Here is a 21,354-nt window from a genome sequence, read left to right on the forward strand (position 1 = left end):
TTTTTATTTGTGTTCATTTTTTAAACGAATTTATTTTTAATTTTTATTCTATTTCAGTTTTCCTTTTTCTTTTTTTTTGATGCTTTTTTTATTCGTTTTTAATTTTTTAAGACAAAATTTTCAGCTTCTTTAATTTTTGTTTTTATACTTTTTTGGGTGTTATTAGTTTTTCCTTTTTCTAATTTTTTAAGAGTGACTTTTATTTTTAATTTTTTGTTTTCTAAAATTTAGAACCTCATTTTAAAATTCATTTTTTTTAAGTTTTTTAATTTTATAGTTTTTAATTTTTTCTGCTTGAGTTATTTTTTTCATCAACCCAAAAAAGTAAAATAGAGAGAGTGTTTTTTTAAAGAAATTAGAATGGAGTAGTGCTCAAAAAATTTGGTTTTATTTTATTGCTGTTTGCTATAATTTGAGTTTTTCTACTTCCAACTTCTGGTTCAATTTTTGTTGCTGATAAAAAAGCATTCAAATCAAAAAACATAAAAATGAAAAATTTATTCCTAGTAGTTATTTTAGCTTTTGTGCAATCTTGTATTCCGTTGCGTGTTTCTCCCAATATCGAAGATTATAAAATTGCTAAAGGAAAAAATTTTAAAAGAGGATTAACCAAGCACCAAGTTTTTATTTTTGAAGATCCAAAAGATGAAAGTGAGTTTTATAATTATGTGTATGTAAAATATCAATTATACAATACTGATGTTTTTTACAATGTTCCTTTTTTTATAAATGATGTGCCATATTACTTTTCGTTTTACGAAGTGGAAAAGAAAGATAAGAGCATAGACTTATTTACGCCCACTTTAGGAGTTTTAGTAAATAGAGCTATAGGTTCTAATGATAATCCTTCTGATCTTTTTAATGAGCAGCCTCGTATACGTATAGACGGTAATTATTTTATAGCTATAAATGTTACTGATGACGATGGAAAAGATTGCTTGGATGAAAATTCACTTTCACGTCCTTTAGTTTTAAACTATCTTCGTGCATTAAAGAAAGAATATTTAGCTACGCACAATTACAATGAACTTTTATTTAAAAACTAAAGACCATTCTGTAACACAAGAAAATTTTACATTAAACTATAATGAAGATTTAGATATGTTGGTTACAGAACCGCAACCAAAAAATTTAGATGTTTATTATGAGAGTGAAGATTACATTTCTCATACAGACGCAAAAGAAACTGTTGTGGACAAAATGTACCAAACTGTAAAAAATTATAGTTTGCAAAAAAAGATTCAGTTAATTACATATTACACCAAAGGAGAAAAATCTGTTTTGGATGTTGGTGCGGGTACCGGAGATTTTTTAATTACGGCACAAAATAATAAATGGACTTGTGCTGGAGTTGAGCCAAACGAAGCTGCAAGAAAAAAAGCTACAGAAAAAGGTTTAGATTTATATAGTAGTTTAGAAACACTACCAGAAAAAAAATACAACGTAATTACACTTTGGCACGTTTTAGAACATTTGCCAAATTTAGACGAACAAATAAAAATGCTAAAATCTAAATTAGCAGAAGATGGTACTTTAATAGTTGCAGTTCCAAATTTTAAAAGTTACGACGCAAAACATTACAAAGAATATTGGGCTGCTTTTGATGTGCCAAGGCATTTATGGCATTTTTCTAAAACTGCTATAAAAAAGATTTTTGCAAAGCACAATATGAAACTTATAAAAACGAAGCCAATGTTGTTTGATGCTTTTTATGTTTCGCTATTATCTGAAAAATACAAAACAGGAAAGCAAAATATGTTTACCGCTTTTTACAGAGGTTTGCGTTCTAATTTATCTGCAATGAGAACCAACGAACATTCTTCTGTTATTTATGTTCTTAAAAAGGACTAAAACGCATTTTAAAGCCATTTAAGAGGGGTTTATTACTTATGACAAGTACTAAGTCCTTTTTTTTGTTTTAATCCATTAGAATCAACGCTAAAATCCACTTTTTGATAGTTTTGGATTATGTGATTTATAAATTATTATAGATTTTACTTATTATAGTTTTTGATTATCAAAAATGTGTTTTTACATAGTTTTTATAAATAACTTGTAAATCTCAAGATTCTTTAAAAAAGATCAAATTTTAATTTTAATGAATTTTAAAACTAACATCGGTTTTTCTTTCAGATTCAAAAACTTTTCTATTTTTGCTCAACTTAAATTTTGACTTTCCGTCGGTTCGGAAGTTTTATATTAAAAACCTAGAAATGAAAAAAATTATTTTTGCACTTGCATTCATCGCTTTAGTAGGATGCCAACAAAGTAAAATGGGTTACGTAGATAACGTAAAACTAATGAACGATTATCAAGAGAAAGTAGACTTAGAAGCTAAGTTTAAAACTAAGATAGAAGCTTTTGGTAAAAAGAGAGATAGTGTACAGCAAGCTTTCCAGATGGAAGCACAAGCTTTTCAGGCTAAAGCACAAAAAATGGCTCAGGCTAAAGCTCAAGAAGAATACGGTATGTTACAGCAAAAAAGCCAGTTTATTGGTCAGCAATTGCAACAAGAAGAAAAACAACTACAAGTTAGCAGCCAAACGGAAATGGATAGCTTAGTTTCTAAAGTTAAAAAAGAAATTAAAGCTTACGGTAAAACAAACGGTTTCTCATACATTTTTGGTGGTGGAGACGGTGGTAGCGTTTTATACGGTACAGACGCAGATGACCTTACAGATGAGATTACTAAAATCTTAAACGATAATTACAAGAAATAATCTTGTTATTTACACATACAAAAAGCCTCAGCATTATGCTGAGGCTTTTTTTGTTTTAAGGCTTTTATAACTAATAGTATGCCTGTGTTAAGTAAATTGTGTGTAAAAAGAATAAAACGCTCTTAAATGACTTTAAAATCAAAAATAGAGGCGTTAGAACTTATTATTAACCAAGTATTATTTAGTTTTACCCTTTAAACAATATTTATTTTCTGGTATATAACTGAATTTAAGTAAGACATTGCCTGTTATTTTTTTGGTGTGTTACGTATTTCCGTAATTTTTTAGTGCTATAAGTTATATATTTATGAGACAATTCTCTCCCCCGAGATTTATTTTTTATAAATAAAGTTTTATTATGGATGAAGACTGGATAATTATACTATTGACTAGTACTGTAGTTTCTACACTGGTCTCAGTAATGGCTAACTATTTTATTGAAAAACGCAAGTATAACCAAGAATATTGGAAAATAACAATTAATAAAAGGCTTGAAGTTTATGAGTCAATTGAAAAAATGTTGATTTACTTTCAGTCAAGTCATATGGTTGATGATAGACCCTGTCATCTAGCTTTTATCACAGCAGAATCACTTACAAATTTAAATTTAGAAATTACAAAGATAACTTGGAAAAGGAATTGGGTAAGTACAGAATTATATGTTCAGCTGAAAGTTTTAAACAGACTAATTTATTGTGCTGAGGAAAAAAGTGATACTGAGAAATATGGTGTGGAAAAATATAAAGAAATTCAGGCTATTAGAGATAGAATCTTGATAATCTTACAGGAGGATTATTTAAATATGCCAAAAGTTAGAAGGTTTTATAAGCTAAAGTTAAAAGAAGAAAAAAATACCGAGAAATTAGAAAAAGAAAAAAATGGAAAAAATCAGATACACTAAAAAGAAGGTACGCACTAACATTTTATTTTCATCCTTGTTTGTTGTTTATGCATTATACAAGTCGGTATATCTTACTATAAAAAGCGAATCTATAAAGTGGATTGGCTTTATTTTACTGATTGTAGCTATTGTTTGGTTTGTAAAAAGTATATTAAAATCTACCAATTATTGTTTGGTTCTAAAAAACGGTATTTTAAAAGAAGGAACAGTTTTTAGTAAAAAAATTGCTCTAAAAGATATTACCTATATTAGAAAAACTGAAGAGGAATATATTTTAAAAACAGCCAATAAAGAGTTGGTTGTATACATAAATGAAGTAGAGGAGGAATCGCTTAAAAACTTAGATAACGTATTGGCAAACCTAGATTTGCCAGTAGAAAAAAATCCTTTTGCTGTTAATTAATATTGTTTTTAGATAAATTTAATGCCTTATGAATAGTATTAATTTTAAAAAATGGGCATTTCATTTCTCTGTTTGGGTGGTTATTATAAACATAATTACTTTTTATTATAAAATAAGTTATAGCAGTTTATTTAACACCTATAATTTAGACCGGCTTTTCTACTTAGGTGCTTTAGCAACTTTAATGTTACTGCTTGCAATTATTTTTCTTGTGATAAGTACTATAAAAAAAGAAAAACGTAATTACCAGTATTGGTTAGCTTTAGGCTGCATTATTATTTTTGGAGTATTACCTGCTTTAGTACTTATGTTTGGTTATCATTTTGTTAAATACTAATTGGTATTATTTGTATAATAAAATTTTAACTTTTATTCAGTTGTGCACTAATAGTAAACCTAAACGTAGCACCATCTTCATCCTCGTTGTTTTCTAAGCTCATTTTACCACCTAACATTTCTGTATACGCCTTTGCAATTGCCAAACCAACACCTGCTCCGTGTAATGCATTTTTTTGGTCTGTATCTACCTGGTAAAAAGCTTTAAAAATAGCAGCAATTTTATCTTTTGGTACGCCAATACCTGTATCTTTTATAACAAACTCAATAGTACTTATGTCTTTGTAATAACAACTTAAATTTATAGTTCCTTTTTCTGTATACTTAATAGCATTGTTTAAAAGGTGTTTTAGCACTGTAGTTAGCTTTTCCTTGTCTGTGTATACCAAAGCCTCATTAGGGCTTATTAAGTTGTTTTTACTAATTCTTATTCCTTTTTTCTCTGCACTTGCTTCTGCGTTAGCAAAAGATGCTCTAATAACACTGTTTATATTAAATGCAGAGGTATTTAGTGCCATTAAACCTGTTTCTAACTTAGATATGTTTACAATATCAGCTATTATTTCTAATAATTTATTTCCATTTTCTTCAATAAGTTGTAAGTATTCTTGAGATTCTTTGTTGTTTTTATGAAGCTCTTTTAAAAGGTCTGCACTACCTAAAATACCATACATTGGAGTACCAATTTCGTGACTAATATTAGATAAAAATGCAGATTTTAATCTATCTGATTTTTCGGCTCTTTTTTGTGCAGAAACAGCATTGTTGTGTTTAATAACAAGCTCTTTTTGTAGCTTATTTTCTTTAACCAATGCTTTGTGTAATTGTTTTATTAAAAAAGACAAAGAGAATACTAGTATAAAATTAAAGAGTACGTTGTTTACTGTTACTACAGCTAGTACTTCAAAATCATAATCATCAAAAAATGGAAAATAAAAGAGATTAAAATAATAGCCGGCTAGTAAAATTAAGTATAACACCACAGTAACCAATACCCAGTTTACGCCTTCTTTACGACCTTTGTAAAGTGTTATTAGTGAGGTTGTTGTAAGTATTAAAATGCTTCCATTTCCTTTAAAACCTAAATTTAGTAGTAGCCCAATAGATAGTAGAAATAATGTAATAGAAAAAACAGTTTTTTTAGTGTTAAAGCCTATTTTATTTACAAAAACAATTACGATTAATGTTAATATAGCAAGGGTATCTAAGTAAACTATAATTAACTCGTTTCTGTTTATGGCAACATAACTACTTGGAAAATAGGCTATACCACCAATAAAAAATGTAAGTAGTAAAATAGATATAAAAAGTTTGTCTCTAAAATAATCTAGATCTTTACTTTTATTAACCTTTTTAAAATTACTGTATTTTACAAACCAATTTGTGTAAGACTTCCACCATTTTTGTATCATCTTGGGTAATGTATACTAAACAACTTACAATTACATTGTTGGCGTAACTGTTTCTGTGTCAACTTAAATGTAAGAATTTAATTCAAGCTTTGTTTTCTTAGTAAACAATTTTCGTTAAAATGTAGTTTTATACTTTAATCAAACATTTTTAACTGTTTCTTGGGGTATTTTTTTAATTTTTAAACCGTTTCTTCTGATTGCAAATGTGTAGAAACAGTAAAGCCAAAAGTGGCTCCGCTATTTTCATTGTTTTTAAGGCTTAATTTGCCGCCAAGCATTTCTGTGTATGCCTTAGAAATTGCTAAACCAACACCAGAGCCGTGTAACGCATTTTTTTGATCGGTATCTACCTGGTAAAAAGCTTTAAAAATAGACCTAAACTTGTCTTTTGGTATACCAATGCCGGTATCACTAACCTCAAATGCTATTTTACCTTGTTCTGGTAAATGGCATTTAATATTAATAGACCCTTTTTCTGTGTATTTAATTGCATTTTTTATCAAATGATTTAATACGGCTTCAACTTTTTCTTTATCGGTGTAAATAAGAGCTTCGTTGGCACTAATTAAATCTGTAATGGTAAAATTTATTTGTTTTTCTTTGGCTTCTTTTTGCAAGTCAGAGTAAACTTTTTCAACACTATTTTTAATATTAAAAGCAGTAGGGTTAATTGGCATAAGTCCAGATTCTACTTTAGAAATATTTACAATGTCTGCAATAATGTCTAAAAGCTTATTACCGTTGTTTTCTATTAATGTTAATGATTTCTGATACTCTTTATCTTTTTTATTGTATTCTTTTAATAAATCTGTAGTTCCTAAAATACTGTACATTGGAGTTCCAATTTCGTGACTAATATTTGCTAAAAAGGCAGACTTTAATTGTTCAGACTGTTCCGCTTTATTTCTAGCAGCAACAGCATTATTGTGTTTAACAACTAAAGCTTTTTGCAATTTTTTTTCACTAACCAAAGCTTTATGTAGTTGGGTTATTAAAAATGATATAGAAAAAATTAATATTAAATTAAAAAACAGATTATTTAAAGCAATAATAATAAGCTCTGTAAAATTGTAACCTACCGTATATCTAAAGTTAAAATAGCCTAGTTTAATACAGGTTAATAAAATAATATATACTAAAGTAGCATAACCAAAAGCATAAAAACCGGCTTTTTTACCACTGTACAAGGTAATAGCAGAAGTTGTCATTAATAAAATTAATGGTCCATTACCGCTTAAATCATTATTGATTAGTAGAATAGTAGATAGTACTAACAAATTAACAGAAAAGATTGTCTTTTTTATTCTTAGAGATATAGCTTTATTTAAAACCACAAAGAGTAAAACAGATACTGCTAAAGTGTCTATTATTACTAGTACCATTTCTAAATTTATATAAGCAACAATTACACTAGGTATATAAGCTAAAATACCAAAAAAGTTAACCAATAAAATAATAGAAATAAATAACTTATCTCTAAAGTATTCTAATGCCTTATTGCTATTAATTAACTCAAAACCTATATAGTTAATGTACCACTTTCTATATGTGAACCATAATTTTTGCATAAATCTATTTGGGGAATTTAAAAACGTATGTACTTGTTTAAACGCAGTTTAGTAAATTCTATTTTTAAAACACACATTTATTCGTTAAACGGTAAAACAATGTATTTTGACGATCTTTTTTTTACTATTTGTAAATGTAATTTAACAAACAAACATCTTTATAGTAGTTGAAAACACTAGCTTTTGTAAGTTTTTATTTCTTAATTTTTTAGGGTGAATAAAATTTATTTTTAAAGAGTAGATTTTTATTAAAAATAGTGTCCCCTATTTTTTTTTAGCATCGTTATAGGGTTGACAATGGATTAATTATTAATTTTAAAACAAAAAGAATGAAAGATTTTATGCTAATTTTTATTGGAAAAGAGTATACAGACCTAGGACTTTCTCCAGAGCAAATGCAAGAACGTATGGGTAAGTGGTTTGCTTGGAACCAAAAAATGCAAGAACAAGGTGTTGTAAAACACGGCGAAGCTTTGCATCCAGAAGTTAGACAAATTACTGGTCCTAAAAGAACAGTAACAGACCGCACAGCTGCAGAACTTAAAGAAATAGTTGGTGGCTACTATATGGTAAAAGCAAAAGATTTAAATGCAGCTAGTAAAATAGCACAAGATTTTCCGGATTTTGACCTTGGCAATACTGTAGAAATAAGAGAAGTATTAGTTTTTGATGATATGGAATAATGCAAGACCAACAACTTATAGACCATTTTTTTAGACATCAGTACGGAAAGATGGTCTCTATTTTAATTCGAATTTTTGGATTAAAAAACATAGAAATTATAGAAGATGCTGTGCAAGATACTTTTGCAAAAGCAACGGTGCAATGGCGTAAAAAAGTCCCAGAAAACCCTGAAGCTTGGTTTACAAAAGCAGCAAAAAATAGGGTAATAGATTTACTGCGAAAACTAGATGCAGATAAAAATAGAGTTGAAAAATTAAATTATAGTGCTTCTGCCATAGCATTTAATAATTTATTTGAAAAAGAAGAAATACAAGACAGTGAGCTCCGAATGATTTTTACTGCTTGCCACCCTAAATTAGATACTAAAGACCAAATAGCTTTTGCATTAAAAACTATTGGTGGTTTTAGCACTGCAGAAATTGCCTCTGCCTTATTATTAAAACCAGAAACAGTTAAAAAAAGACTCGCAAGAGCAAAGCAAACAATAAGAGCAAAGAAGGTTAATTTTGAGCTACCTACTAAAAAAAGACTTCAAGAGCGCTTACATAATGCCTTAGAAGTTATATATCTTATTTTTAACGAAGGTTTTCACTCTAACCACAATAAGTTCTTAGTTCGTAAAGAATTGTGCGGAGAAGCGCTTAGATTAACTAAAATTATACTCTCTAAGCAAGAGTTTAGGTGTGGTGCTAGTTATGCTTTATTTGCCCTATTATGCTTTAATTCTTCTAGACTAGGTGCAAAAGTAGACGAGAACTTTAATAGTATCGACTTAAAAAACCAAGATCGTACCAAATGGTATTTACCTTTAATACATTTAGGAAATAATGCATTGGTAAAAGCAGAGGAGTTTGGAGATTTTTCTACTTACCATATTGAAGCAGCCATTGTTGCAGAGCATTTAAAAGCAGCAAATTTTAAAGATACCAATTGGAAAAAGATTTTAGAACTGTATAAACAGTTACAACAACACCAAGATAATACAATGGTGTCTTTGTCTATTGCTGTTGTACTAATTCAGTTAAAAGAGCAAGAAAATGCATATCAAATACTACTGCAATTAGAGCCAGAAGCCTTAGAACAACGCTCTTATTTGTTTTATGGGGTTAAGGCCGAGTATTATAAAAGCTTAGGAAAAATAAAAGAAGCAATTACTTATTTAGACATAGCTATAGAAAATGTATACAGTAAACCAGAAAAAGCTTATTTGGTTAAAAAGAAAAATGCTTTGCTCACAATGTAAAAGCATTTTTGTTTTTACTGCAGTAGGTATTCCAGTTTTCTAATCGGCCTATATACATTTTTAAATAGTTTTTGCTTAAAAATATGTTAGACCAGTCAAACCTTTGCGCTTGTACACCTAAATAAAATAGCCAAATTGCATTAGCTGCAATAGGTATAAAATCAACCTCTTCTTTACTTAATACTCTTTGTTTTTGGTAACCTTTTAAAAACTCTTTAAGCTTTAATTGGTATACTTCTTTATCTGTTTCTATATGAAAAAGTTGCTTACAGAAATAGGCAACATCTAACACTAAGTAACCATTTCCACAGAAATCAAAATCAAAAATTGTAATTTCTTTATTGTTGGTAATGCTCATATTATCATACCAGATGTCTAAATGGATAATACCTTTTGGTATTTTAGTGTGCATTAGATTTTTAAAGGACTCTTCAACCTTTTGGCCTTGTGCTCTAATGTATTCCATTTCTGGCAAGTTAGCATCAAAATATTTACTTGTAAAATTATATGGTTTTGTAACCAGTGCTTCTGTAGTATAGTTAATACGGGCTATTGTTTTTTCTTTAGTAACATTATGTATTTTACCCATTAGCGTGCCTATAGCAAAACAAGTGTTGTTGTCTATAAACCTAACTTTTTCTCCTTCGGCAAAAGAAAAAAGTACAGCGTAGCGTTCTCCTTCTGGGGCTTGTATTTTTTGTATAAGGTTGTTGTTTTTATCTGCCAATGCATAGGAAACACTTAACCCGCTATTTTTTAATAGTTCTAAAAGTTTTAACTCTTCTAATACTTCTTGTTTGGTTCTCCAATTATAACAATACACACGCAGAACATAGGTAGTATTTATGTTTTTTAAAAAATAAGTGTGATTTATGCCTGTTCTAAACAAAGAACACTTAAAATCTTCAGTTAAATTATATTGATGTTTTACCAGCGTGCCTAAAGCTGTAGCGGAAAGAGTAGAGGTAGTTACTGGAAAATTTGTCATTTTTTAAAGAATAATCTTCCGCTTGCAATGTATGCCGCAGCCGGAATTAGGATCAGGAAATTGTAGGTTGTTATTTCAAAATATAAAAAACTAAATGCCATTACTACAACTAGCAACAGCATTAAAAGTTCAAATTTTTTTTTCGTCATAATCTATTTATTGGCTAAAAGATATAGAAGAAATATTGTAGGCATAAAGTAAATAACTATAGTTTTTGCGCCTTCATAATCCTTTGCAATACGTTGTCCAAATAACAAAAATAATAAAGTAATACATGACAAAATTGTACCGTAAATAGCCATATTACTTTGTCCGTCTAAAATAAACTGTACTACACCAACAGCACAAAGAGCGCCAGCAATAACTTCTATAACCAAAATAATTCCTAACAATAAAGGAACCGTGTTTTTTAAAGGCGTTTCACTAAAATGTCCGGTTAACCAAGACAAGTTTCCTTTCCAGTCTGCAACTTTATCAAAACCACTTTGTAAAAAAGTAATAATTAAAAAGATTAACAATAAAATTTCAGTAATATTTTCGTGTACGTTTGTCATTTTTTTAGCTTGGTTTTTTGTGTAAAAATCTTGTTAGTTTTATAGATAAATCTGTTAAAATTAATTTTGCATTTCCATTACGTTCTATATGGTACATTGCTGTTTCTAGCTCTGTAATAATGTCAACAATATTATTTTCATGTATAAACGGGGCAAATTTTTCTAGCTTAAAACCTTCTACGTGTATTTCCATAAAAGCAAGCTCGTTTGTATTGTAATTTACCAGCATTGCTTGGCGCATTATAGCCATACAATACGTTAAAAATTTCTTTTGTGTTTCTCTTCCTGTCTTAGCAATTTCATTGCTCCACAAAATTAAATCTTGTATAGCAGCTTTGTTACCTTTTGCTCTAAAGGCTGTACGTACCCATTGCACAAACCATTTTTCAAACACCAAATCTTCAGAGTCATTATTCATTAAATCTAGTGCTTTATTAAAATTACCATTAGATTCATGAGCAATTTTAAAAGCGGTTTGTTGGTCTAATCCTTTTGAAATTAATGCAGACGTTATTGCATTTTCTGTTAGTGGAGGAAAATGTAAAATTTGACACCTAGAGCGTATGGTTTGTATAATTTGCTCTTCATCTTCAGCAATTAATATAAAAACAGTTTTTTCTGGTGGCTCTTCAATTAGTTTAAGTAATTTGTTAGCAGCTGCTATGTTCATTTTATCAGCCATCCACATAATCATCACCTTATAACCACCTTCATAAGATTTTAAAGTTAGCTTACGTACAATATCTTGTGCTTCGTCTACCCCAATTTGACCTTGTTTTTTTTCAATACCAATAAGTCGGTACCAATCAAACAAATTACCATAAGGTTGGTGGTTTACAAACTCGCGCCAATCCTGCATATAGTGATTACTAACAGCGTGACTCTTAACTTTATCAGAATTAGTAACCGGAAAAGCAAAATGTAGATCTGGATGCGATAAATTTCCGCACTTTAAATTACAAGCCTCTATACCACCAGTATTTTCTCCGTTTACATTTTTACATAATAAATATTGAGCATATGCAATTGCCATTGGCAGAGTACCGCAACCCTCATTACCAACAAAAAGTTGTGCGTGTGGTATACGGCCAGCATCTGCACTTAAACACAAGTGCTTTTTTATATGAGAAAGTCCTAAAATATCTTGAAACTGCATATCGTCAAAGATATGCAAATGAACCAAATTAAAAATACTGCTAGACTTTAAAAATACAAGAGTGTAGCTTTAGTAATTTTCATTTTTTAAAAATTGAGTTTCAAAAAAATGAATAAACCATAAAAAACAGAGGCAAAAAGAAATTTTATGATAATGATACTGCGTTTACACTGTACAAAGCTAAAAATACTGTTAATGGTTTTATATGCAATACTTAAATCTTTACATTTGGTGTCTGTAAGTCTAACGAAGCTAAATTTTAACAAGCGCACATTATGAAAACAATAAACGATTTTAATTTTGAAAACAAGAGAGCATTAATCCGTGTAGATTTTAATGTTCCTATGGATGAAAATTTTAATGTAACAGATACTAACCGTATTGAAGCTGCAAAGCCAACAATAATAAAAGTGTTAGAAGATGGTGGTAGTGTTGTTTTAATGAGCCATTTAGGAAGACCAAAAGGACAAGTTGTGCCAGATTTATCTTTAGAGCACATTTGCAGTACTGTTTCTGATGTGTTAGGTGTGCAAGTAAATTTTGTGTCTACTTCTGTTGGAGAAGAAGCAGAAACAGCTGCCACTAATTTAGAAAACGGGCAAGTATTACTTATAGAAAATTTGCGTTTTAATGCTGAAGAAGAAAAAGGAGGTGAGGCTTTTGCAGAACAATTATCTAAACTAGGAGATGTTTATATAAATGATGCTTTTGGTACAGCCCACAGAGCACATGCATCTACAACAGTTGTTGCTAAATTTTTTCCAGAAAGTAAGTGTTTTGGATCTTTATTAGCTAAAGAAATTGAAGCTATAGATAAAGTAATGCAAACTGGAGAAAAGCCAGTTACTGCAATTTTAGGAGGCGCAAAAGTATCTTCTAAAATTACAATTATAGAAAATATATTAGATAAAGTAGACCATTTAATTATTGGTGGTGGTATGACATACACATTTGTAAAAGCACAAGGCGGACAAGTGGGTGACTCTATCTGTGAAGATGATAAAATGGAACTTGCTCTAGATATTTTAAAGCAAGCAAAAGAAAAAGGTGTTGAGGTGCATATTCCTGTAGATGTTATTGCTGCAGATGAGTTTAGCAACACAGCAAATACTAAAATTACAGATGTAGATAAAATTGAAGAAGGATGGCAAGGTTTAGATGCCGGACCAAAAACTTTAGAGATTTTTAAAGAAGTAATTTTAAAGTCTAAAACTATTTTATGGAACGGACCAATTGGCGTTTTTGAAATGGAAAGCTATGCTAAAGGAACTATAGAAATAGGAAATTATATTACCGAAGCTACACAAAATGGAGCATTTTCTTTAGTTGGTGGTGGAGACTCTGTTGCTGCTGTTAAGCAATTTGGTTTTCAAGACAAGGTAAGCTACGTATCTACTGGTGGTGGTGCAATGTTAGAAAGCTTAGAAGGTAAATCTTTACCAGGAATAGCTGCAATTACCGCTTAAAATAAGGTTAGGCACAATTGTTGATTGCTTTTAAAAGCGTTAAAAATTTTATTTTTAAATAAAAAAACACGACTTTACCAATCAATCAACTAAACTAACCAAAAGAAAATTTAAATGAAACGTATTTTTTTAGGAGTACTGCTGTTTTCGGGTACCGCTATTTTTGCACAAGAAAAAGATAGCATTGTAACCACGTCTATAAGCACAGAGATTTTAAGTGTTGTAAAGAACGATACTGTTGATTCAATTGCAAAAAAACAACAGGATGTACCGCAAAAAGTACAACCTATAATTGCGCTTGTTTCTGATGATTCATCGGGAACAAAGTATCAATTATCAGACTATAAAAATGCTGCTGATTATGACAAAGCTTGGTTAAAACAAATTAAAGAAAGCGCTTCTTTGTTTGATACCATTTATAATAAAATTGCCAACGAGCGCATAGAGAATATACCAGTCAGTTTTACAGATTTGCCAACAGACACTTTAAAAGCTAGGTTAGCACGTTTAAATGCTAAAACGCCATTTAATGTAGAGTATAACGAGTCTTTGGAGCGTGTAATTAAGTCTTACTTAACCCGTAACAGAGGTTTAATGGAGCGTATGCAAACTGTGAGTCAGTTTTACTTTCCTATGTTTGAGCAGGAGTTAGATAACTTTAATATGCCATTAGAAATGAAATATTTGGCAATTGTAGAGTCTGCATTAAATCCAAGAGCAAGATCTAGAGTAGGAGCCACAGGACTTTGGCAGTTTATGTACGGTACAGGTAAAGAACAAAACCTAGAAGTAAACAGTTATGTAGATGAACGTAGCGACCCCATAAAATCTACAAGAGCAGCTTGTGAGTATTTAACGCGTTTATATAGCATTTATAACGATTGGGATTTAGCGTTAGCCGCATATAACTCTGGACCAGGAAACGTAAACAAAGCTATTAGACGTTCTGGTGGTTACACCAATTACTGGAACATTAGAAACCATTTACCAAGAGAAACAGCAGGTTACGTACCTGCATTTTTAGCAACAATGTATATTTTTGAGTACGCTAAAGAACACGGTATTTATGGTGAGGTTGTAGAGCGTCCTTATTTTGAAACAGATACAGTACACGTAAAAAGTATGCTGACTTTTGATCAAATCTCTAGGTTTACAAATGTAAGCGTAGAGGACTTAGAGGTTTTAAACCCTTCTTATAAACTAAATATTATTCCTTTTCAGGAAGATAGAAATCACGCTTTACGTTTGCCAACAAGTGTAATGGGTAAGTTTGTATCTAATGAAGATGCTGTTTATGCACTTGCAGAGGAAGAATTAAAAAAGATTGAAAAACCAATGCCTAAATTAGTGCAGGCAGAGTCGCAATCTAGATATAGAGTTAGAAGTGGTGATTTCCTTGGTAAAATTGCAGAGAAGTTTGGGGTTAGAGTAAGTGAAATTAAAAGATGGAATGGTTTGCGTAGCAACAATTTAAGAATTGGTCAGCGATTAACTATTTTTTCTAGAAACTCTAAAGCCGTAGCATCTGCAAAGCCACAAACTAAACAAAAGCCTATTCCGCCTGGTGCTAAAACGCATACAGTACAATCTGGAGATTCACTTTGGACTATTTCTCAAAAATATTCTGGAATTTCTGTAGATAATTTAAAAGATTGGAACGGTATTAGTGGTAAGAATTTAAAAGTAGGCGCAAAAATTATGTTGTGCGATTGTTCTACAAAAAAAATATAACCGTTAAACCAATTTTTTAATCAGATGAGAAAGTTTTCAATTTTAGTTTTTGCCATTACCTTGGCACTAACTTCATGTAAAGATGGTGCAAGTACCAAACAAGATTTTACACCGGCTTCAATAGGGCAAGTAAACTCACTTACGGTAGTAATGAGTAATGAGCTTTGGGAAGGTAAGGTAGGAGACATTGTTAGAGATCATTTTGCTGCATCTGTAGTTGGTATTGCTTGGAACGAACCAATTTTTACATTACGCCACTTACCAGAGACAGTTTTTACTGGTGCAGTTCGTAAGTCTAGATCTATTTTAGTGGTTCAAAAAAAGGATACAACTAGTTTATCATACATAAACCACAATACATACGCTCGCCCACAAAATGTTGCTGTAGTTGTGGCACCTACAGAGGATGCCCTTATAGAGACTATTAATCAGAAAGCAGACCATATAATATCAGAATTTAATAAGGCAGATCTTAAATTAACACAAGGTAACTTTAAGCGTTCTTTATTAGAGGATACAACAATAGAAGATACTTTTGGTGTAACAATGGACATACCTTCTGTTTATTCTGTTGGTAGAGCTGATGATAATTTTGTTTGGTTAGATAGAGATATTAAAAATGGAACAATGAACTTAATTGTGTATGCTCTTCCTTGGAACTCATTTAATAATGACGCCACTTTTATAAGTGATATTGTTAGCAAAAGAGATTCTATTGGAAAAAAATACATACCAGGCCCTAATGAAGGTACATATATGGATACAGAAAAAGCTTTTGCACCTTCTGTTTTCCCTGCAGAAATTGGCGGTAAAAAAGCTGCTGAGGTTAGAGGTCGTTGGGAAATATATAACTACTCTATGGCTGGCCCATATGTTTCTTATATTATTAATGATGAAGCTAACAAACGTAAATTAGTTGTAGAAGGCTTTACATTTGCTCCTGCAGCTGTTAAAAGAGATTTTATGTTTGAACTGGAAGCTATTATTAAAACATTGAAGTTTGTGCCTAAGAAGGCTTCTAATTAAGTTTAAACGTACTATATATTAAAACTAAAAAGGCTCCAATAAATTGGAGCCTTTAATTTTCACATAGTATTGCACTCTTAAATGCAATTGGTTAGCCTTTTAATTTGTGTCTTTTGTTTAAATCTTTTTGCCTATTTAAACAAAAGCGTACCCGGTTAGCACTCTATACATTAAAGCATAAGCTGCAATAACGATTAATGTAAAACAAAACCAAGAAAACATCTTGAAATAGTTTTTTAAAATAAAGTGCCCAAGGTTTTTAAATCCATTTACATAGATTTCTTTACAAAGTAAAATTCCTTTCATGAGCGTGCATTTAAATTAATTAAGTAGTAAATGTCGCAAAAGGCCTCGTTACAAAGCAATAATTCTAGTTAAATGGTATTATAAAAAGGTTCTATCTATAAGTTTAAAATAAATCATCGATGAACTACATTATCAGGTAGTTAGCTCATAATTTCTTTTGTAGGTAAAGTCTTAATTCTGTATAAGATTTGTAATATATATAAACTTTTAGAATAATCTAGAAGCTTATATATATTACATTATATTTTTGTTTTATAATATTACATATCTACTATTATAAATTCTGATCGTCTGTTTTCTTGATGTTTTTCTCTTGAACAGCTTACACCATCTTCACACTCATTAATTAACTGTTCTTCTCCATAACCTATTGCACTAACAATTCTACTAGCATCTATACCTTTAGAGATGATATATTTTCTGGTAGATTTAGCTCTCCTGTCTGATAAAAATTTGTTGTAGGCATCATTACCCCTTACATCTGTGTGCGATTCAATTTTAATTTTCATATTAGGGTATTCAGTCATAACTTCTACAAGTTTGTCTAGCTCTATGCTGGCATCTTGTCTAATGTAAGACTTATCAAAATCAAAGAATATTTTTTCTGTTTTAAGTTTCTTAATTCCATTTTCAATAGCAATCATATCATGCAACTTTCTCATTGCAATATCTGCATTTACTACTTGATTTTCTTTAGTTGCTGTATCTAGCTCTTCATCGAAAAAAGTTTCTTTATTAGCCTGCAACTTATATTTGGTATTGCTCTCTAAATCTTCAAAAACAAAACTACCATCATCTGCGGTTACAACTTCTTTAAGTTTAATATTGTTTTCGTCTAATAAAGTAACCAATGCGTTAGGTAATAGCTCTCCTGTTACAATTTCTGTAACCACACCTGCTATTGCATTTTCAATAACTTCTTCTACTAATAAGTTTTTAAATGAGTAAATATCATCATCACCTTTGCCGCCTTTTCTGTTAGATGCAAAGTATCCTTTTTGTGTTTCTTCATTAATTATATAAGAAAAATCATCTTTATTACTATTAATTGGCTGTCCAAGATTTATAACATCTTTAAAGCCTTCCTCGTCATAAGCAACTTCATAAACATCTAGTCCTCCTAAGCCTACATGGCCATTAGATGAAAAGTATAGTTTTTTATCGTTTATAAAAGGGAACATTTCTTTTTGCTCTGTATTAATTTCTGGTCCTAAATTTTTTGGAGAAGAAAATAAACCGTCTTCTAAAACATCAACCACAAAAATGTCTGTTTCTCCAATACTACCTGGCATATCAGATACAAAGTATAATTTTTTGCCATCTGCACTTAATGCTGGGTGTCCAGTAGAGTAATCATCACTATTAAATGGTAACTCTACAGCCTCAGACCATTCGCCATTTATTTTTTTAGACATATATAGCTTAAGGTTGTTTATACCGTTTTTATCTCTTTTTAATTTTTTACCATAGTTGTTTCTGGTAAAATACATCGTTTTATTATCAGGAGAAAAGGTAACAGAAGCCTCATGGTATTTGGTGTTTACATTTTTAGAAAACTTAATAGCGTCTTTTAACTCGTCAGATTGCTGATTAACTTTTGCTACATATAAATCTAAGTACGGTTGGTTGTTCCATTTGTATCTTCTAGTATTAAAAAAAGAAGAATCTTTTGCAGATGCAAACACTATTTCTTCTTTGTTATAGAACATTGGAGAAAAATCAGAGTTTTCTGTGTTTATATTCAAGTTTTTAAGTCCAAACTTAGGTTCTCTCTTTAAAATTGCATCTAAAATTTGCTCATTTCTTGCCGCTTCATCAGCCTCTAAATCAATAATTTCTGGTTCTTTATCTTTCATACGGTTATACAAACGCATAAAACGCTTTGCTTTACCATATTTACCATTTCCTTTAAGTGAATGAGAATATTTAAAAATTTCATCAGCAGTTAAATCATCTCTATAAGAGTCATATAAAATTTGATACCAGTGGTAAGCTCTCTCCATATTTGTGTTATAATAATGAGAGTCCCCTGCTTTTTGCAAAATTTCTTTAGTGTAATTTTCTTCATTATCTTCTAATGCTTGCTCATACAATTGTGCAGCTTCTGCATACCATAGCATATCAAAATATTGATTAGCCTTTTTTATTAACTTACTGTTACTTGCAGAAAATTTACTTTTTTTATAGGTGGTAGTTTCCTCTGCAACATTATCTATATATAAACTACTATCTATAGTTTTTAAATTTGCAATAGGCAAACTCATATCTACAATAGGTTCATTAACAGTAACTGTAGTTGCTTTCTGTGTTTCTTGCGCAGACACACTAAAGGCCAACAATAATAAGAAAGTAGGTATTAATTTTTTCATTGTACAATTATTAAAAGAATCTTGGGGATTTAATCTTGGTTTCTTTAGAAGTAAACTGATATCTAAAAAAGATTTCGTGACTTCCGTTATTGTAATTTTTTAGGTTAGTTGTAGCGTAATCATATGCATAACCAATATTTATTCTAGGTGAAACTTGTAAGCCCAAAAGAGCATTAACAGAGTCGTCCCACCTATAACTAACGCCTAAATTTAAAGTTTCGTGTATTAGAAAGTTAATTGATGCATCTACAGACAATGGTGAACCAGATACATATTTAGTAAAAAATGAAGGTTTGAACTTTAAATTTGGATTAATTTTAAATACATAACCCCCTATTAAATATAGGTGTTTACGCTCTGTAGCCTCAGATTCTTGAATCTCGTTATAGTGATTTCCTTTTAAAATATTTGGCACAGATAAACCTAAAAAATAATTATCTGTATAATAAAATACACCAGCTCCAATAGTTGGTAATATTTTACTATTTATATTTTCACTAAACGCCACATCTGGATCTTTATATATCCCTTTAGACCAGTCTATATTTAAAAATCTAAGTCCACCCTTTAAACCAAAAGCTAATTTATCTCCTTTTCTGTTTACTATTAAATGATGGGCGTAGTTACCATCTATATATGTTTCTTGAGACGGGCCAAGATCATCTTGAATTATAGACAAACCTATACCGTTATATTCATCTAAAGGACTATCTATACTGAAATTAATGGTCCTGGGCGAACCCTCTATACCAACCCATTGACTTCTATAAAGCGCAAGTGCAGCTGTATGTCCTCTTGAGCCAGTATATCCAGCATTAACCGTCATAGGGTTATGAGAATATTGTGTGTACTGTGGATCTTGTTGACAGTATGCAATAGTGCTTAAACTGAGCATTAAAATCAGACTAAAAATAATTTTAAATATATTCATTGTAATCTTTTATCTTGTTAAATACAACCAACCCGATTTAGATGGCGTTTTGTTATCTCTTAATTCTAAAGTGTAGTAATATGTACCAACCGGCATTTTTTCTCCACGTTTTATTGTAGCCCTTCCTTGAGAAGTACCATTCCAAGTGTTTTTATACCCTTCTTGTTCGTATACTTTTACACCCCAACGATTAAAAATTTGTAAATAATTGTTTGGATATTGTTCTATACATTCTATAAAGAACACATCATTGGCATTATCTCCGTTAGGCGAAAATTCATTATAAACTTTAAGACAACTATCCTCAGATATGTTAATAGTGGCAGTATCTGTATCGTTTGATGAATTATCATCAATTTGGTCTAAGTATGATAAAGTAGCAGTGTTTAAATAATCGCCACCAGCTAAAACAGTTGTGTTTATCACAAGTGTAGCAGTTTCATTAGCATCTAGCGAAGAAATAGTCCATTCACCAATACCTTCATCATATAAACCTACTGTTGTTGTAGCGTTATTAAAGCTGTAACCGTTAGGTAAAATTTCTTGTATGCTAATATTTGTAGCTGTGAAACTACCATCATTTGTTGCTGTAATTGTAAAAGATATAGTATCACCAATATTTGAATCTGGGAAGTCTACTGTTTTACTTATAGATATATCTGTAGTAGGCATATCTATATTAACCATAGCTTCATCATCTTCTAGTGAGTCTACACCATCAAAATTATTAGGAGTAGAATCAGGATCGTTTTGATCTACAGTAGTAACCTGTGCTGTTGTAGTATACTCATCGCTTGCTCCAGTAGGTGCATTTACTGTTGCTTGGTAAGTAAACGTTGTTGATAATCCAGAATCTAGATCAAAAGCAGGCCAGCTAATAGTGTTACCAGAATTAGAACCACCGTTAGATATTGACGTAACAGTAACCCCGTTAGGAATGTAGGCTTCTATATTTATACCCGTAGCATCAAGTACACCACTATTTGTAACTGTTAACGTATAAGTAACAGTTTCTCCAACGTCCGCTCCTGTATCCGAAACGATTAAAGATAATTCTATATCCGTTGCATCTACTGGAGTATTAAGTGTAAAAGAACTCTCATCATCCTCAGACTGGTCTCCATCATCATTATTAGGAGTAGAATCAGGATCTATTTGATCAGCATCAGTAATCTGCGCTGTATTTTTATATTCATCTGCAGCACCAGTAGGCGCGTTAACAGTAGCATCGTATTGTAAGATAATTGTAGTAGCGTTAATGCTAGGAATATCCCAAGAGATTGTATTTCCAGATAACGACCCACCATTACTAATAGAAGGCTGAATTACAGAAAAACCGATAGGTACAATATCTTCAATAGAAACATTAGTAGAAGCAGAAGTAGTAGTTACTTCAATTTCAAAACTAATAACCTCTCCAACAATAGCATTAGGGTTAGAGCTAGCAGATAGCCTTTTAACCATACTAATATCAGACGATTGTAAAGTGTTTACAACCATAGCTTCATCATCTTCTAGAGAATCTATACCATCATAATTATTAGGAGTAGAATCAGGATC

20 protein-coding genes are annotated in these 21,354 nt (G+C 30.7%); 11 read left to right on the plus strand and 9 right to left on the minus strand.

Annotated features, from left to right (window positions below; all coding sequences use genetic code 11):
• Positions 1 to 488: 488 nt before the first annotated feature.
• From ABJD66_RS15695 to ABJD66_RS15720, 6 genes are all read left to right on the plus strand, one after another.
• The gene (locus tag ABJD66_RS15695) at positions 489 to 1,046 is read left to right on the plus strand and encodes a hypothetical protein (RefSeq protein ID WP_348133378.1); all 558 of its coding nucleotides are present in this window, start codon (positions 489 to 491) and stop codon (positions 1,044 to 1,046) included.
• Complete coding sequence (locus ABJD66_RS15700; protein WP_348133381.1) at positions 1,024 to 1,851, plus strand: class I SAM-dependent methyltransferase; 828 nt, start codon at positions 1,024 to 1,026, stop codon at positions 1,849 to 1,851. The genes ABJD66_RS15695 and ABJD66_RS15700 overlap by 23 nt, the downstream gene beginning before the upstream one ends.
• 362 nt (positions 1,852 to 2,213) lie before the next feature.
• Positions 2,214 to 2,720 carry an OmpH family outer membrane protein gene (locus ABJD66_RS15705; RefSeq protein WP_348133384.1) on the plus strand — a complete coding sequence of 169 codons (507 nt, stop codon included), beginning with the start codon at positions 2,214 to 2,216 and terminating at the stop codon, positions 2,718 to 2,720.
• Between the two features lie 358 nt (positions 2,721 to 3,078).
• Positions 3,079 to 3,621, plus strand: coding sequence for a hypothetical protein (locus ABJD66_RS15710; protein ID WP_303542344.1), 543 nt, complete (start codon positions 3,079 to 3,081; stop codon positions 3,619 to 3,621).
• Complete coding sequence (locus tag ABJD66_RS15715; RefSeq protein WP_348133387.1) at positions 3,599 to 4,024, plus strand: hypothetical protein; 426 nt, start codon at positions 3,599 to 3,601, stop codon at positions 4,022 to 4,024. Before ABJD66_RS15710 ends, ABJD66_RS15715 begins: the two co-directional genes overlap by 23 nt.
• Positions 4,025 to 4,052: 28 nt before the next feature.
• Positions 4,053 to 4,361, plus strand: a complete 309-nt coding sequence (locus ABJD66_RS15720) for a hypothetical protein (RefSeq protein WP_348133390.1) — start codon at positions 4,053 to 4,055, stop codon at positions 4,359 to 4,361.
• Positions 4,362 to 4,386: 25 nt separating this feature from the next.
• Here ABJD66_RS15720 and ABJD66_RS15725 read toward each other — a convergent pair whose 3' ends face one another.
• Complete coding sequence (locus ABJD66_RS15725) at positions 4,387 to 5,772, minus strand: ATP-binding protein (RefSeq protein ID WP_348133393.1); 1,386 nt, start codon at positions 5,770 to 5,772, stop codon at positions 4,387 to 4,389.
• A 179-nt stretch (positions 5,773 to 5,951) separates the two neighbouring features.
• A complete protein-coding gene (locus tag ABJD66_RS15730) occupies positions 5,952 to 7,340 on the minus strand; it encodes an ATP-binding protein (RefSeq protein ID WP_348133396.1) in 1,389 nt (462 codons plus the stop codon).
• A 329-nt stretch (positions 7,341 to 7,669) separates the two neighbouring features.
• Here ABJD66_RS15730 and ABJD66_RS15735 point away from each other — a divergent pair, with 329 nt between their 5' ends.
• Both ABJD66_RS15735 and ABJD66_RS15740 read left to right on the plus strand, forming a co-directional pair.
• Positions 7,670 to 8,023: a YciI family protein gene (locus ABJD66_RS15735; RefSeq protein WP_348133399.1), complete on the plus strand. Its 354-nt coding sequence runs from the start codon at positions 7,670 to 7,672 to the stop codon at positions 8,021 to 8,023.
• Complete coding sequence (locus ABJD66_RS15740) at positions 8,023 to 9,267, plus strand: sigma-70 family RNA polymerase sigma factor (RefSeq protein ID WP_348133402.1); 1,245 nt, start codon at positions 8,023 to 8,025, stop codon at positions 9,265 to 9,267. The genes ABJD66_RS15735 and ABJD66_RS15740 overlap by 1 nt, the downstream gene beginning before the upstream one ends.
• On the opposite strand, the gene ABJD66_RS15745 is transcribed toward ABJD66_RS15740, so the two are convergent.
• From ABJD66_RS15745 to ABJD66_RS15755, 3 genes are all read right to left on the minus strand, one after another.
• On the minus strand, positions 9,257 to 10,255 hold the full coding sequence (locus ABJD66_RS15745; RefSeq protein ID WP_348133405.1) for a phosphotransferase: 999 nt from the start codon (positions 10,253 to 10,255) through the stop codon (positions 9,257 to 9,259). The genes ABJD66_RS15740 and ABJD66_RS15745 overlap by 11 nt on opposite strands.
• 152 nt (positions 10,256 to 10,407) lie before the next feature.
• Positions 10,408 to 10,809: a DoxX family protein gene (locus ABJD66_RS15750; protein ID WP_100894381.1), complete on the minus strand. Its 402-nt coding sequence runs from the start codon at positions 10,807 to 10,809 to the stop codon at positions 10,408 to 10,410.
• Between the two features lie 4 nt (positions 10,810 to 10,813).
• Positions 10,814 to 11,965 (minus strand): DNA polymerase III subunit delta', encoded by a 1,152-nt coding sequence (locus ABJD66_RS15755; protein ID WP_348133408.1) that lies wholly within the window; start codon positions 11,963 to 11,965, stop codon positions 10,814 to 10,816.
• A gap of 275 nt (positions 11,966 to 12,240) precedes the next feature.
• Here ABJD66_RS15755 and ABJD66_RS15760 point away from each other — a divergent pair, with 275 nt between their 5' ends.
• From ABJD66_RS15760 to ABJD66_RS15770, 3 genes are all read left to right on the plus strand, one after another.
• Entirely contained in the window at positions 12,241 to 13,431 is a 1,191-nt protein-coding gene (locus ABJD66_RS15760) for a phosphoglycerate kinase (protein WP_303542365.1), read from the plus strand.
• Between the two features lie 114 nt (positions 13,432 to 13,545).
• Positions 13,546 to 15,162, plus strand: coding sequence for a lytic transglycosylase domain-containing protein (locus tag ABJD66_RS15765; protein WP_100894378.1), 1,617 nt, complete (start codon positions 13,546 to 13,548; stop codon positions 15,160 to 15,162).
• Between the two features lie 24 nt (positions 15,163 to 15,186).
• Positions 15,187 to 16,188 (plus strand): DUF4837 family protein, encoded by a 1,002-nt coding sequence (locus ABJD66_RS15770; protein ID WP_303542369.1) that lies wholly within the window; start codon positions 15,187 to 15,189, stop codon positions 16,186 to 16,188.
• 135 nt (positions 16,189 to 16,323) lie between these two features.
• Here the strand turns inward: ABJD66_RS15770 and ABJD66_RS15775 are convergent, their stop codons facing one another.
• The 4 genes from ABJD66_RS15775 to ABJD66_RS15790 form a co-directional block, all read right to left on the minus strand.
• Positions 16,324 to 16,494, minus strand: coding sequence for a DUF6747 family protein (locus ABJD66_RS15775; protein ID WP_330400301.1), 171 nt, complete (start codon positions 16,492 to 16,494; stop codon positions 16,324 to 16,326).
• Positions 16,495 to 16,754: 260 nt separating this feature from the next.
• Complete coding sequence (locus ABJD66_RS15780; RefSeq protein ID WP_100896797.1) at positions 16,755 to 18,863, minus strand: OmpA family protein; 2,109 nt, start codon at positions 18,861 to 18,863, stop codon at positions 16,755 to 16,757.
• Positions 18,864 to 18,873: 10 nt separating this feature from the next.
• Positions 18,874 to 19,794, minus strand: coding sequence for a type IX secretion system membrane protein PorP/SprF (locus ABJD66_RS15785; RefSeq protein WP_303542372.1), 921 nt, complete (start codon positions 19,792 to 19,794; stop codon positions 18,874 to 18,876).
• A gap of 9 nt (positions 19,795 to 19,803) precedes the next feature.
• Positions 19,804 to 21,354 (minus strand): gliding motility-associated C-terminal domain-containing protein (locus ABJD66_RS15790; RefSeq protein WP_348133414.1); only part of this gene is annotated, 1,551 nt, incomplete at its 5' end.

Source organism: Cellulophaga sp., from assembly GCF_039943695.1.
In the GTDB taxonomy this organism is placed as follows: domain Bacteria; phylum Bacteroidota; class Bacteroidia; order Flavobacteriales; family Flavobacteriaceae; genus Cellulophaga.